The organism is Microbacterium luteolum (assembly GCF_039533965.1).
Classification (GTDB): Bacteria; Actinomycetota; Actinomycetes; order Actinomycetales; family Microbacteriaceae; genus Microbacterium; species Microbacterium luteolum.
On record NZ_BAAAUN010000001.1, the window covers coordinates 2,900,222 to 2,914,129 of the forward strand.

14 protein-coding genes are annotated in these 13,908 nt (G+C 71.1%); 1 reads left to right on the plus strand and 13 read right to left on the minus strand.

Annotation, left to right across the window (positions count from 1 at the left end):
* Positions 1-14: 14 nt before the first annotated feature.
* The 13 genes from ABD648_RS14055 to ABD648_RS14115 form a co-directional block, all read right to left on the minus strand.
* The gene (locus ABD648_RS14055) at positions 15-692 is read right to left on the minus strand and encodes a hypothetical protein (protein ID WP_282215572.1); all 678 of its coding nucleotides are present in this window, start codon (positions 690-692) and stop codon (positions 15-17) included.
* A gap of 56 nt (positions 693-748) precedes the next feature.
* Positions 749-1,693: an NAD(P)/FAD-dependent oxidoreductase gene (locus ABD648_RS14060; protein WP_282215573.1), complete on the minus strand. Its 945-nt coding sequence runs from the start codon at positions 1,691-1,693 to the stop codon at positions 749-751.
* Positions 1,686-2,015, minus strand: a complete 330-nt coding sequence (gene fdxA, locus ABD648_RS14065) for a ferredoxin (RefSeq protein WP_282215574.1) — start codon at positions 2,013-2,015, stop codon at positions 1,686-1,688. Before fdxA ends, ABD648_RS14060 begins: the two co-directional genes overlap by 8 nt.
* Entirely contained in the window at positions 2,012-3,442 is a 1,431-nt protein-coding gene (locus tag ABD648_RS14070) for an FAD-dependent oxidoreductase (protein WP_282215575.1), read from the minus strand. Before ABD648_RS14070 ends, fdxA begins: the two co-directional genes overlap by 4 nt.
* A 21-nt stretch (positions 3,443-3,463) precedes the next feature.
* A complete protein-coding gene (gene cobA / locus ABD648_RS14075; protein ID WP_282215576.1) occupies positions 3,464-4,444 on the minus strand; it encodes a uroporphyrinogen-III C-methyltransferase in 981 nt (326 codons plus the stop codon).
* Entirely contained in the window at positions 4,441-5,358 is a 918-nt protein-coding gene (locus tag ABD648_RS14080) for an ABC transporter permease (RefSeq protein WP_282215577.1), read from the minus strand. Before ABD648_RS14080 ends, cobA begins: the two co-directional genes overlap by 4 nt.
* On the minus strand, positions 5,348-6,211 hold the full coding sequence (locus ABD648_RS14085; RefSeq protein ID WP_282215578.1) for an ABC transporter ATP-binding protein: 864 nt from the start codon (positions 6,209-6,211) through the stop codon (positions 5,348-5,350). Before ABD648_RS14085 ends, ABD648_RS14080 begins: the two co-directional genes overlap by 11 nt.
* Positions 6,212-6,222: 11 nt before the next feature.
* On the minus strand, positions 6,223-7,296 hold the full coding sequence (locus ABD648_RS14090) for an ABC transporter substrate-binding protein (protein ID WP_282215579.1): 1,074 nt from the start codon (positions 7,294-7,296) through the stop codon (positions 6,223-6,225).
* 63 nt (positions 7,297-7,359) lie between these two features.
* Positions 7,360-8,685, minus strand: coding sequence for a sulfate adenylyltransferase subunit 1 (locus tag ABD648_RS14095; RefSeq protein WP_282215580.1), 1,326 nt, complete (start codon positions 8,683-8,685; stop codon positions 7,360-7,362).
* Entirely contained in the window at positions 8,685-9,596 is a 912-nt protein-coding gene (gene cysD / locus ABD648_RS14100; RefSeq protein ID WP_282215581.1) for a sulfate adenylyltransferase subunit CysD, read from the minus strand. Before cysD ends, ABD648_RS14095 begins: the two co-directional genes overlap by 1 nt.
* Positions 9,593-10,363 carry a phosphoadenylyl-sulfate reductase gene (locus ABD648_RS14105; protein WP_282215582.1) on the minus strand — a complete coding sequence of 257 codons (771 nt, stop codon included), beginning with the start codon at positions 10,361-10,363 and terminating at the stop codon, positions 9,593-9,595. The genes cysD and ABD648_RS14105 overlap by 4 nt, the downstream gene beginning before the upstream one ends.
* On the minus strand, positions 10,360-12,078 hold the full coding sequence (locus tag ABD648_RS14110) for a nitrite/sulfite reductase (RefSeq protein WP_282215583.1): 1,719 nt from the start codon (positions 12,076-12,078) through the stop codon (positions 10,360-10,362). The genes ABD648_RS14105 and ABD648_RS14110 overlap by 4 nt, the downstream gene beginning before the upstream one ends.
* 139 nt (positions 12,079-12,217) lie before the next feature.
* Positions 12,218-12,892, minus strand: coding sequence for a sirohydrochlorin chelatase (locus ABD648_RS14115; RefSeq protein WP_282215584.1), 675 nt, complete (start codon positions 12,890-12,892; stop codon positions 12,218-12,220).
* Between the two features lie 102 nt (positions 12,893-12,994).
* Between ABD648_RS14115 and ABD648_RS14120 the strand changes: the two genes are divergently transcribed.
* Positions 12,995-13,888, plus strand: a complete 894-nt coding sequence (locus ABD648_RS14120; RefSeq protein ID WP_344709327.1) for a heparin lyase I family protein — start codon at positions 12,995-12,997, stop codon at positions 13,886-13,888.
* Positions 13,889-13,908: the final 20 nt, after the last annotated feature.

A 13,908-nucleotide genomic window follows, 5' to 3' on the forward strand; every position in this document is an offset into this window, starting at 1 on the left:
CGCTCTCTGGAGGATCAGGGGGTGACGACCACCGCGTTGGCCTCGTTGACGAGGTCCATGGTCGCCTCGGCGCCGATGCCGCCCGTGCAGTCCACGATCACGTACAGGCCGACACCGGTCGCCGTGAACGCGCGTGCGGCCATGGTCCAGGTGCGGTCGCCCTCCGTGCCGACGACCTGGCGGGTCTCGACGCCGCCGGCGCCGCCGACCAGGTAGCTGAACTCTCCGGTGGTCGCGACCGGCGTGATGTCGGCGGTCGGCGTCTGCAGCAGAACCCCGAGGATCGCGTCGGACGAGGCGCTGTCGTCACCGTCGACCACCGCCACGTCGGAGGTCCGGCCCTGCCAGAACTGCGCGGTGCAGGTGTCGTCGAGCGTGCCGTACGTCCAGCCCCCGTTGCCGTCGTCGGGCGTCACCGACTTCCAGTCGTCGTCGGCCAGGAACCCGTCGCCCCATTCGATGTACGCGCTGCTCGAGAGCTCCTGGCCCTCGTCGAACGTCAGGGTCGATCCGCCCGCCGGCTCCTCGGCGGGCTCGTCGGTCGCTTCCGGCCCGCTGGACGGCGTGCTCTCGGACGGTCCGCCGGTCGGGATCTGCGCGAAGAGGCATCCGCTGAGCGGGAGCACCGCCGTCACGACGACTGCCGCGGCGGCGAGACGGAGCAACGGGGAGATCTGCGAGGTGCGCGTCATGGCGGTCAGCCTAGCCCCGCGCCCGGCCGCGGAGGATGGGCAGCCCTGCTCAGCGCTCAGTGCGCGGTCGCGACGCCGATCGTGTCGTGCACGATGACCGCCGCCACACGGGCTCCGGCTCCGGCCGCGACGATGAGCTGCTGCGGTCCGGGGGTCGCCGCGTCGCCCGCCGCGTAGAGACCCGGCACGTCGGTGCGTCCGGAGCGATCGGTGACTAGGTGCCCCGCGTCGTCGAGAGTCGGCGCGATCCCGTCGAGGAACGACAGCTCGGTCTCCCACTCCGGGCGCACGAATCCGCCGTCCACGGCGATCGTCGCCCCGTCGGCCAGGCGGATCGCCTCGAGCCGTCCGCGGTCGCCGACGAGTTCGACGATCGGATGCCGCAGCACGGTGATGCCGGCGACGGCGAGCTCTGCCTCCTCGGCTGCGGTCACGACATCGGCGCCGTTCGTGAAGACCGTGAGCGTCTCGGTCCACCGGCCGATCAGGCGCGCACGGGAGGCGAGGTCGGCGGACTCCCCGATGAGCGCGAGGCGTCGGCCCTGCAGCTCCCACGCATCGCACGCGGCGCAGCTGAACAGGCTCATGCCGTAGAAGCCGCGCAGGTTCGGCACGTCGGGAAGCGTCTCGCGGAGTCCGGTCGCCAGCAGCACCGAACGTGCCGAGACCGTCGTCTCGGGCTCCCGACGCCCGACCTCGGCGTCGAAGCGCGCACCGTCGGCTCCGGCATCCGTCGACCGGAGAGCGGCGACGCGCACGCGCGAGCGGATCTCGACGTTCGGGTAGGCGGCGAGCTCCTCGCGGGCGATGCGACGCAGCTCATGCGGCGGCACGCCGTCGCGGGTGAGGAAGCCGTGCGAGCTCAGCGTCGCGGCGTTCCGCGGACGATCGGCGTCGACGACGAGCACGCGCACGAGGGAGCGGCCGAGGTTCAGCGCGGCCGAGAGGCCGGCGGGACCGCCGCCGACGATGAGCACGTCGTACGGAGCCCTCTCATTCATGCGCACCCTCCTGCGGGGGAAGGGCGGCGACCACCGGATGGTCGAACGCGTAGACGCCGACCTTGGCGGCGCCGCCGGGCGATCCGATCTCCGAGAAGAAGTCGACATTCGCCCTGTAGTAATCCTGCCACTCATCCGGCAGGTCGTCTTCGTAGTAGATCGCCTCGACGGGGCACACGGGTTCGCAGGCGCCGCAGTCGACGCACTCGTCCGGGTGGATGTACAGCGAGCGCTCGCCCTCGTAGATGCAGTCCACCGGGCACTCGTCGATGCAGGCCCGGTCCTTCACATCCACGCAGGGCAGTGCGATGACGTAGGTCATCGGACGAGCGCGCCGTCGCGCGACACCGCCTGCGACGACACCGCGACCTGCTCCTCGCGCGGCACGACCTTGACCCGCTCACGGGCGTGGGTGTGCGTCTCGCCGAGGTGGCGCTCATGCGCGTCGAGGGCGAGCCAGCCGTCCCACGTCGTGTACGCCGTCTCGCGGGCGTCGAGCAGGTCGAGCACGTCCTCGCCCTTCGACGGGCTCAGGGACCCAGGGCCGTCGGTCAGCAGGCCGGCCTCGGCGTCCGCGATCAGGTTCGTGATCGTCTCGAGCGCGTCGGACTTCGTGTGCCCGATCAGGCCGACGGGTCCGCGCTTGATCCAGCCGGTCGCGTACAGACCCGTCTCGCCGTCGACGCGGCCGCCGGCGTTCGGCACGACGCCGCGCGCCTCGTCGAACGGGGCGTCGACCACACGGGTGCCGTAGTAGCCCACCGCGCGGTAGACGGCCTGCACGGCGTAGTCGCGGAACTCGCCCGTGCCGGTCAGTCGCGGCGCGGCATCCGCTTCGCCGGTCACGAGACGCGTGCGCTCGAAGCGGATGCCCTCGACCTCCCCGTCGCCGGTGATCTCCACCGGCGCGTGCCAGAAGTGCAGATGCAGCCGACGGGATGCCGTGCCGGCGGGGCGCTCGCGCCAGCCGTTCAGCGTGCGGAGCATCACCTTGAGCTGGTTGTTCGGGGCGGAGGCCGGATCGACGCCCTCGAAGTCCTCGTCGTACAGGACGATGTCGACGTCGCGCACCTCGCCGAGCTCGCGGAGCTCGATCGGTGTGAACTTGATGTCGGCGGGGCCGCGGCGGCCGAACACGTGCACGTCGGTCACGGCTGACGACTCGAGGCCGTCGAGCACGTTGTCCGGCACCTCGGTCGTGCGCAGGTCGACGGCGTGCTTGGCCAGCACGCGCGCGACGTCGAGGGCCACGTTGCCGTTGCCGATCACGGCGACCGACGAGGCGTCGAGAGGCCAGGTGCGGGCGACGTCGGGGTGGCCGTCGAACCAGGCCACGAAGTCGGCGGCGCCGTACGAGCCGGGCAGCTCGACGCCGGGGATGTCGAGCACGGCGTCGCGGATCGCGCCGGTCGCGAGGATCACCGCGTGGTAGCGCTCGCGCAGCTCGTCGAGCGCGATGTCGCGCCCGACCTCGACGTTGCCGATGAAGCGGATCGTGCGGCGAGACGAGGAGGTCGACGCGTCGAGCATCTCGTGCAGCGAGTTCACGATGCCCTTGATGCGGGGGTGGTCCGGTGCGACGCCGTAGCGGATCAGCCCGTACGGCGCAGGGAGCGACTCGAACAGATCGATCTCGACATCGGCGTCCGGGCGCGCGGCCACTGCGGTGGCGAGGAGGTTGCCGGCGTAGATGCCGGCCGGACCGGCGCCGACGATCGCGACGCGCAGGGCAGGAGGGAAGGAGGTCATGACAGCCTTTCGGGGGCGCGTTCAGCGCGAGCGAGAGAACAGGGAGGAGAGGGGAGAACGACGAGCGGATGCCGGTTCGAGCGCGTCGATCGCCTGGACGAGGCCCGTGTCGACGGCGAGACCCGCGTCGAGAGCATCGGCCCAGTGCGGCTTGGGCGTCACGGGGACGATGGGCTCATGGCCTGGGTCGCTGAGCTCATGGCCTGGGTCGCTGAGCTTGTCGAAGCGTCGGGTGAAAGTGCGGCCCTTCGACGAGCTCAGGGACCCAGCGGCGTGCGGGCTCAGGGCCACCACGTCACCGACAACGACGACCGCCGGCGACCGCACCTGGCGGCTCGCGGCGAGGTGCGCGATCGTGCCGAGAGTACCGATGGTGACGCGCTCGCCCTCGCCGTAGCCGTCTTCGATGATCGCGACAGGGCAGTCGACCCCGCGGGCGCCGCTGCTCAGCACGTGCGCGGAGTGCCCCAGCGTGTTCACGCCCATCAGCAGCACGACCGTGTGGTCGCCCCTGGACAGGCTCAGGACCCCACCGGGCTCGATCTGGTCGTGGCCGCTGAGCACGGTGAAGGATGCCGCGACGCCGCGATGGGTCAGCGGGATGCCGGCGACGGCAGGAACCGACACGGCGCTCGTGATGCCGGGGACGACCTCGACCGGGATGCCGGCCTCCTCGCAGTGCTGCTGCTCCTCGCGTCCGCGTCCGTAGACGAAGGGGTCGCCGCCCTTCAGCCGCACGACGCGGCGCCCCGCCAGGGCGTGCTGGACGAGAAGGTCGTTGATGCCGTCCTGCGGCACCGGATGGTGACCGGGCAGCTTGCCCACATCGATGACCTCGGCGGCGAGGTGCACGCCGTCCGCGGCGAGCTGCTCGAGCACCGCGCGGGCGCCGAGGCGGTCGGCGACGATCACGTCGGCCTCCTGCAGTGCGCGGAGGCCGCGGAGGGTGAGCAGGCCGGCGTCGCCGGGTCCCGCTCCCACGAGGGTGACTGTTCCGGTCATCGGTCGCCTCCCAGCGCGAGGCCGCGGCTCTGCAGCATCCGTCGTTCCAACGGCCCGAAGATCGCGAGCTCGATGAGGATGCCGATCGCGAGGATCAGCAGGATGGTGCCGAGCACGCCGGCGAGATCGGCGAGTTCGCGCGACTGCTGCAGCATCGAGCCGAGCCCGAAGCCGATCGAACCGCCCACGGCGATGATCTCCGCGGCCATGAGTGAGCGCCACGAGAACGCCCATCCCTGCTTGAGTCCGGCGACGTAGCCGGGGAGCGCGGCGGGAAGGATGACGGCCGTGGCGAGCTGCCACCGGCTCGCTCCGAGCACCGTCCCGACGCGGCGCAGCTGCGGCGGCACCTGGTCGATGCCGGAGAGCAGTCCGTTCACGATCGAGGGGATCGCGCCCATGAGGATCACGAAGTACACCGTCGCGTCGGAGAGGCCGAACCAGATGATCGCGGCGGGCACCCAGGCCACGGAGGGCAGCACGGTGAGGCCGGAGATGAGGGGACCGGCGGCACGGCGTAGCGGCTTCCACTCGGCCAGGAGCAGACCGAGCGGGGTGCCGACGGCGATCGCGATGAGGAAGCCGATGACCCCGCGCTCGAGGCTGGTCAGCACGGCCTCCTGCAGGCGGCCGGTCTCCCAGGCCTCGCCGAGCGCTCCGGCCACCTGCAGCGGACCGGGAGCGATGTCGGGCCGCGGGTCGGCGATGACGACGTAGGCCTGCCAGGCGGCGAGCAGCGCCAGCAGCAGAACGATGGGCGGCAGCACCTTCGACAGCGCCGTGCGCCATCGGGGGCGGAGGTCGCCCTGCGCGCTCTGCAGGCGGTCGAGGCCCGCGGAGAGCGTACGGAGCTCGTCGTCCTTGGTCTCGCTGCGCTCGCTCGAAAGTCGAGGGGCGGTGGTGTCACGCGGCATTGCGGCGGATCTCCTTCCGCAGCTCGGCGGTGATCTCGGTGGCGAGGGCGGCGACCTCCGGCGACTCGATGCGCCGGCCGGTGGTCGTGGCGACCTTCCACTCCCCGGCGACCCGACCGGGGCGGCTGGAGAGCAGGATCACGCGCTGTCCGAGCCGCGCTGCCTCGCGCACGTTGTGGGTGACGAAGACGATCGTGCGGCCGGTGGCGCGCCACACCCGCTCGAGCTCCTCGTGCAGCAGATCGCGGGTGATCGCGTCGAGCGCGGCGAAGGGCTCGTCCATCAGCAGCACGGGACGGTCCTGGGCGAGGGCGCGGGCGAGCGCGACGCGCTGGCGCATGCCGCCGGACAGCTCATGGGGTCGCTTGTCTCCCGCTTCGGCGAGGTTCACGGTCGCGAGCAGACGCTGCGCCTCCTCGCGGCGCTCGCCGCGGGGGACGCCGCGCAGCCGGAGTGCGAGCTCGACGTTCTTGCGCGCGGTGAGCCAGGGCATCAGCGCGGATTCCTGGAACATCACCGCCGCGCCGCCCTTCGACGGACTCAGCGACCCCGTGGCGGTCCGGATCTCGCCGGACGTGAGGGGCTCGAGCCCGGCGATGAGGTTCAGCAGCGTGGACTTGCCGCATCCCGATGCGCCGAGCAGGCACACGAACTCGCCGGGCGCGATGTCGAGCGTCACGTCGTCGAGCACGAGCGGCCCCGAGCCGTACCGCTTGGTCACGTGGGAGAGGCGCACCGCGGGGTCGACCGCCGGAGGCTGCGCGGCCGGAGGCGTCACGCCGTCGAAGCTCGGCGTGAGCGCGGCGACCGCGCCCTTCGACGGGCTCAGGGACCCAGCTTCAGCCGACCCCACGGGCGCACTCATCATTCGTCCCCGAGTCCGGCGGCGGAGACGGGCTTCCCGCCGTCCTTCGCGAGCAGCGCGTTCAGTGCGCGCAGGTCGAACAGCCCGTCGATCGAGCCCTTCTTCTGCGTGCCGGCGGCCAGGCCGTTGTCGACCAGGGCGGCGAAGGTCTCCGCGTGCGGATCGACGGTGAAGGTGACGTTGTCGAGCGCGCGGGCGAGCACGTCGTCCGACAGTCTCTTGCCGGTCGCCTCCTCCAGCGCGTCGTTGATGACGGTCGGCGCTTCGTCGGCGTGCTCGTCGAGCCAGGCGACGGAGGCCACGTGCCCCTCGAGCAGATCCTCGACGACGTCGGGATGCTGCTCCGCGAACTCCGCACGCACCAGCAGCACGGTGGTCGGGAACGCGCCGTCCTTCCACAGGTCGGCTTCGTCGACGAGCACGTGCGCGCCCGCTTCGACCACGAGACGCGACACCCACGGCTCCGGCAGCCAGGCACCGTCGAGCTCGCCCTGCTGGAACAGCGTGAGCGTCTGCGCGTTCTCGGTCGGGGTGATCGTGACATCGCCGCCGCCGGCAGTCGAGGTCTCGAAACCCTCCTCGGCCAGCCAGCTGCGCAGCGCGACATCCTGCGTGTTGCCCAGCTGCGGGGTCGCGATGTTCGCGCCCGCGAGGTCTTCCGGGCTGTCGATCCCGTCGCGCACGACGAGGGCGGCGCCGCCCGAGGTGGCGCCCGCGATGATGTGCGCCGACTCCCCTCCCGACTGGATGAAGGTGTTGATCGACGGGTTCGGTCCGATGTACGTGGCATCGATGGCCCCGGCCGACAGCGCTTCGATCGCGGCGGGGCCGGCGTTGAAGACCTCGGTCTTCAGGTCGATGTCGCCGAGCGCGTCCTCGAACAGACCCTCGGAGAGTCCGACGAGCGCCGGTGCGTGCGTGACGTTCGCGAAGTAGCCCAGGCGCACCTCGGCCGGGGCCTCGGCCTCGCCCTTCGCGTCGTCTCCGGTCGCGGATGCGGAGGCGCAGCCGGCCAGCATCATCGCAGCGAGTCCCAGGGCAGTGAGTGTCGTGGTGGTTCTGTTGATCTTCACGGTTTCGCCTCCTCAGCGGTCAGATGGTGCAGGTGGGGTGGTGCAGGTTCGGTGGTGCAGGTCTCAGGGTTCGTCGATCACCGTCGCGGCGGCGAGCGTCGCGCCGTCGGCGGGGTGGATGAGCAGGAGCGAGCCGCCGGAGCGATCGCGCGCATACGGCTCGATCGGCAGGTCGGCGGCGAAGCGCAGCCGCACCCGGCCGATCTCGTTCGCGGCGAGCGACGGCGCGTCCTCGTGCGCGAGCGTCTCGAGGTCACGGCGCGACAGCACCTCGGCGACCAGCGCCTGCACGGTGGCGGTGCCGTGCTTGACGAGCACCTTCGCGCCCGCGACGACCGGGCGCGCGTCCAGCTGGAAGAGCTCGACCACGGCCTCGCGCCTTCCCGCCGGAGCGGTGCCGACCGCGGCGATCAGCGCACCGCGGGCGGCGTCGATCTCATCGGCGAGCGTGAGGGTCACGGACTGCGGCGCGGTCGCGGCATCCGCCGGCTCTCCGGCCACGTGGATGCCGGTGACGGTCGTCTCATGCCCGCCGGGGAACACGTCGACGCGGTCGCCGACCTGCACGACGCCCGAGGCGATGCGCCCGGCGAAGCCGCGGTAGTCGCGGTACTGCTCGGCATCGAGGATCTCGGGCGACAGCCCGCCCTGCGGGCGCAGCACCAGCTGCACCGGGAGCCGGAGAGCGGATGCCGCGGCATCCGCCTCGTCCTGACGCGGCAGCTCCTCGAGCAGTTCGATCAGCGTCGGGCCGGAGTACCACGGGGTGCGCTCGGAGCGGTCGACGATGTTGTCGCCTTCCAGGGCCGAGACGGGGAGAACGTGGATGCCCTGCAGGCCCAGTTGCTCGGCCACGCGCGCTGCCTCGAGCTCGATCGCCACGTAGACGTTCTCGTCGAAGCCGGTGAGGTCGATCTTGTTGACGGCGATGATCACGTGCGCGACGCGCAGCAGAGAGACGACCGCGAGGTGGCGGCGCGTCTGCTCGACGATGCCCTTGCGGGCGTCGACCAGCACGATCACGGCGTCGGCGGTGGCGGAGCCGGTGACCATGTTGCGCGTGTACTGCACGTGCCCGGGGCAGTCGGCGAGGATGAAGCTGCGGCGATCCGTCGCGAAATACCGGTAGGCGACGTCGATCGTGATGCCCTGCTCGCGCTCGGCGCGGAGGCCGTCGGTGAGCAGCGCGAAGTCGAACTCGCCGTGCGCGAAACCGCGCTGCCGCGACGTCGACGCGACCTGCTCGAGCTGGTCGGCGAGGATCGCCTTCGCGTCGTGCAGCAGGCGCCCGACGAGGGTCGACTTGCCGTCATCGACCGATCCGGCGGTGGCGAAGCGGAACAGTGTGCCCTTCGACGTGCTCAGGGACCCCGTCTCAACAGCAGTCATCAGAAGTACCCGTCCTTCTTGCGGTCTTCCATGGCCGCCTCGCTGATGCGGTCGTCGGCGCGGGTGGCGCCGCGCTCCGTGAGCGTGGACCGGCCGACCTCGGCGACGACGGATGCCGTGTCCGCGGCATCCGATTCCACGGCTCCGGTGCAGCTCATGTCGCCGACCGTGCGGTAGCGGACCACGCGGCGTTCGGTCTCCTCGCCGGTGCGCGGCTGCGAGAACTCGCCGATCGCCCACCACATGCCGTCGCGGCGGAACACCTCGCGCTCGTGCGCGTAGTACAGGGGAGGCAGCGCGATGCCCTCGCGCTCGATGTAGCGCCAGACGTCGAGCTCTGTCCAGTTCGAGATCGGGAAGGCGCGCACGTGCTGACCGGGAAGGTGGCGGCCGTTGTAGAGGCTCCAGAGCTCCGGGCGCTGGTTGCGCGGATCCCACTGGCCGAACTCGTCGCGCAGGGAGATGATCCGCTCCTTGGCTCGCGCCTTGTCCTCGTCCCGGCGGGCGCCGCCGAACACGGCGTCGTGCTTCCCCGCGGCGATGGCGTCGAGCAGCGGCTGCGTCTGCAGCGGGTTGCGCGTGCCGTCGGGGCGCTCGGCGAGGCGACCGTCGTCGATGTACGACTGCACGCTCGCCACTTCGAGACGGATGCCGAGCCGGGCGACCGTCTCGTCGCGGAAGGCGATCACCTCGGGGAAGTTGTGTCCGGTGTCGACGTGCAGCACCGGGAAGGGCACGCGTCCGGGGGCGAAGGCCTTGGCCGCGAGGTGCAGCACGACGACGGAGTCCTTGCCACCGGAGAACAGCAACACGGGGCGCTCGAACTCCGCGACGACCTCGCGGATGATGTGGATCGCCTCGGCCTCGAGCAGGTCGAGCGCCGACAGTCGGGTGGGGGCGGTGACAGTCATAGGTGCAACCCGCATTCCGTCTTGGACAGTCCGGCCCAGCGGCCGGATCGAGGATCTTCGCCGGCCGCCACGGGCTTCGTGCAGGGCGCGCAGCCGATCGACGGATAGCCGTTCGCGATCAGCGGGTTCACGGGCACCTCGTTCGTGGTCGCGTAGTCGATGAGGTCGTCGAAGCTCCAGGCGGCGACGGGGTTCACCTTGACCAGTCCGTTGCGCTCGTCCCAGACGATCAGCGGGGTGTCGGCGCGGGTCGGTGCCTCTTCACGACGCACACCGGTGAACCACAGCTCGTAGTCGCCCAGCGATCGCTGCAGCGGCTCGACCTTGCGCAGCGCGCAGCACAGCCCGGGATCGCGGGCGAACAGGTCTTCGCCGTACTCGGCATCCTGCTCGCGCACGGACTGCACGGGCTTCACGTCGACGATGCGCACGTCGAGCTCGCGCTCGACCTCGTTGCGCGTGACCGTCGTCTCGGCGAAGTGGTAGCCGGTGTCGAGGAACAGCACGTCGACACCGGGGAGGCTCTGTGCGACCAGATGCGGCAGCGCGGCATCCGCCATCGAGCAGGCCACAGTGGCCTGGCTGACGGCGAAGTTCTCGGCGACCCAGGCGACGACCTCGGCGGGGCTCGCCTCATCGGCCTGGCGGCTGCGCAGCTCCACGGCGCCGCGCTCGGCGAGGGCGCGGAGCTCGTCCGCGGAGCGGCGAGCCGGGCGGGCAGGACGGCCCTTCGACAAGCTCAGGGACCCAACCTCGATGGGGCTCATTGCAGCGCCTCCTCGTCGGCCCGGTGCGCCCAGACGGCGAAGGTCTCGTCGAGCTCCCGATCGGCGAGGTAGCGGCGGATGACCCGCTCGGCGTAGTCGGCGATGCCGTCGGCGGCCACCTTCAGGCCGCGCACGGTGCGGCCGAGGCCGGCCTCCTCGCGGTCGACGTTGGCCAGGCCGCCGCCGAGGTGCACCTGGTATCCGGGAACCTGCTCGCCGTCGATGGACACGAGCTGACCCTTCAGGCCGATGTCTGCGATCTGGATGCGGGCGCACGAGTTCGGGCATCCGTTCACGTGCAGGGTGATGGGGCGGCCGATCTCGGGCTCGAGTTCGCCGAGGCGCTGCTCGAGCTGCGTGATCGCCTCCGCCGCGTTGGCCTTGGTCTCGACGATCGCGAGCTTGCAGTACTCGATGCCGGTGCAGGCGATCGTGCCGCGCCGGAACAGGCTGGGGCGGGCGGACAGGCCGATCGCATCGAGGCCTGCGATGAGGTTCTCGACCTCGGGCTCGGGCACGTCGAGCACGATGAGCTTCTGGTGCGGGGTGGTGCGGACGCGCTGCGACCCGTGCACCTCGGCGAGGTCGGCGAGCGCCGTGAGGGTCGAGCCGGAGACGCGGCCGACGAGCGGGGCCGCGCCGACGAAGAACCGGCCGTCCTTCTGGGCGTGCACGCCGACGTGATCGCCCAGGCTCGTCGGCTTGGGGGCGGCGGGGCCGTCGGGGAGAGGGCTGTCGAGATACTCCGTCTCGAGCACCTCGCGGAAGCGCTCGACGCCCCAGTCGGCGAGCAGGAACTTCAGGCGTGCCTTGTTGCGGAGGCGGCGGTAGCCGTAGTCGCGGAAGATCCGGGTCACCCCGTGCCAGACCTCGGCGACCCGGTCGGGCGCGACGAAGACGCCGAGGCGCTCGCCGAGGCGCGGCACCACCGAGAGCGCGCCGCCGACCCACAGGTCGTAGCCGATCCCGAGCTCGGGATGCTCGACGGCGACGAACGCGCAGTCGTTGATCTCGTGGACGACGTCCTGGCTGGGGTGGCCGGTGATGGCGGTCTTGAACTTGCGCGGCAGGTTCGCGAGCGTGGCATCGCCGATGAAGCGGTCCGCGATCTCCTGGATCTGCGGGGTCGGATCGATGATCTCGTCGGCCGCGATGCCGGCGACGGGGGAGCCGAGGATGACCCGCGGCACGTCGCCGCAGGCCTCGGTGGTGCTGAGCCCGACCTCTTCCAGTCGACGCCAGATCTCCGGGACGTCTTCGACCTGCACCCAGTGCAGCTGCACGTTCTGGCGATCGGTGAGGTCGGCGGAGTCGCGGGCGAACTCGGTCGAGATCTCGCCGATCACCCGGAGCTGCTGCGTGGTGAGCTGCCCGCCGTCGATGCGCACGCGCAGCATGAAGTACTCGTCCTCGAGCTCGTGCGGCTCGAGCTGGGCGGTGCGGCCGCCGTCGATGCCCGGCTTGCGCTGGGTGTACAGCCCCCACCAGCGGAAGCGTCCGTGCAGGTCGGTCGGGTCGATCGACGCGAATCCGCCCTTCGCGTAGATCGTCTCGATGCGCTCCCGCACGTTGAGCCCGTCGTCTGCGAGCTTGAACTCCTCGTTCGCGTTCAGGGGTTCGCGACCGTCGACCGCCCACTGTCCGTGGGGTTTGGTCGGCGTCCGTGTGGTGCGCGTGCGGGCACCACGGATCGGCGTCGGCTGCTCGATGGTCATGTCCTGCTCCCTGGGATGGCTTCGCATCAAAGTAGGAGCTTGGACTCGGTGCAAGAACCTCGATGACACGGGGCGTCAGGGGGCGTCACAGAGAGACACACGGCCGCCGGAATATTGACAGAGGGCCCGTCGGTCCGGATCAGGCGATCTGCGGGACGGTCTCCTCGTATCGCGAGACCACGATGTCGATCAGCGGATCCGGCACCGTGCCGCCGTCGAGCAGCGGGAGCGTGAGCACGCGCCCGGCCGCCTGCCGCTCCGCGAGGTCGAAGAAGTAGCCGCGAGCCAGGAGATAGGTCGAGACGACCGCGTCCGGGTGCGCCGCGAGAGCCGTCGGCAGGTCGGGCTCGCGCGCGGCGAGATACGCGAGTTCCACTCGGCGGCCGAGGTGCTCGCGCAGGACGGTCGCCATGCCCTCGGCATCCGTCAGCGAACGCGGATCGCGGGACCCGGCGACCGCGAGGATCACCGGGAGAGCGGATGCCGCGGGCATCCGCTCCGCGAGCACGGCGGCCAGTCGGGGGTCGGGGCCCAGGGGAGCCGCCACGACGGCATCCGCCCGGTCGGCGACCATGCCGTGCAGGTCGTGATGCACGTGGAATCCGCTCGACAGCAGCAGCGGGACGACCACGACGGGTCCGTCGATCGCCGCGAGGGCGTCGACCGCGTCGGGCTCCTGCACGTCGACGAAGGCGGCGCGCACCTTGACGTCGGGGAGCCGGGCGGCGACCGCTTCGACGAGGTCCGCGATCGCGCGCGCCCCGGCCGTGTCGGACGTGCCGTGGGAGACGGCGAGCAGGGTGGGTCGAGCCATGCGGCCAGCCTAGGAGGTGCGTATGACGGAGATGTTTCCGTGATGATGTGAGGTTCTGTTAGTTCGCTTGGCGCCCTCCCACGACACGCCTACCGTGTCGGCATGACGAACGATGGAGTTTCTCAGACCGACCGGCATGCCCTAGAACGACTCGTGATCGATCGACGCACACTGCTCCTCGCCGGTGGAGCGGCGGCGCTCGCCACGACGTTCGCGGTCGCGGGGCGCCCGGCATCCGCCAGCGCCGCCTGCGAGGCTCTCGTCCACCAGGACGGCTTCGCGACGCCGAGCGCGGGCAACTGGACGGGGCGCATCTTCGACGGCGACAGTGCCGAGCTCGCGGCCGCCGATCTGTGGAGCGACCAGACGCTGTTCCCGCCGGCGCGCTATGCGATCGTGCCCGACCCCGCGGGCTCCGGCCGCCCGGTGATGCGCTTCACCGTTCCGGCCGATCAGACCTCGTACCGGGCGGAGATCGCCCGCAAGCAGTTCGCTCCCGGTCGCTATCGCTATCGCGTCTCGCACTACATCCCCACCGACTACGTGCCCTACGAGTACGGCACGCTGCTCGCGCAGTGGCACGGTTTCACCCTGCCGGACGGCCGCGCCACCAACCCGCCGCTCGCTCTCGTGCTCGACGGGGCGCCGACGCCCGCCTGGGAGTTCCACACCTACGAACTGCTGCCCGACCTCACGACGAGACTCACGCGGCACCCGCTGCCGGTGCCGGTGGTGCACGGCCGCTGGAATGACTGGACCTTCGACATCAGCTGGTCCACGCCGTCCACGCCCGGTCGGGTGATCATCACCCACGGCGGCTCGACGGTGCTCGACATCTCCGGCGACAACAACTACCACCAGCAGTGGCCGCCGTACTTCCAGACCGGCATCTACCGGTCTTCGTGGCGGACCGGAGGGTATCCGGCCCAGCCCGACCTCCAGATCTATCACCGGGGCATCACCGTCCACGATCTCACCGGGTGCGCCGCCGGGTGAGTCCGGGCGTTCGGAGCGTG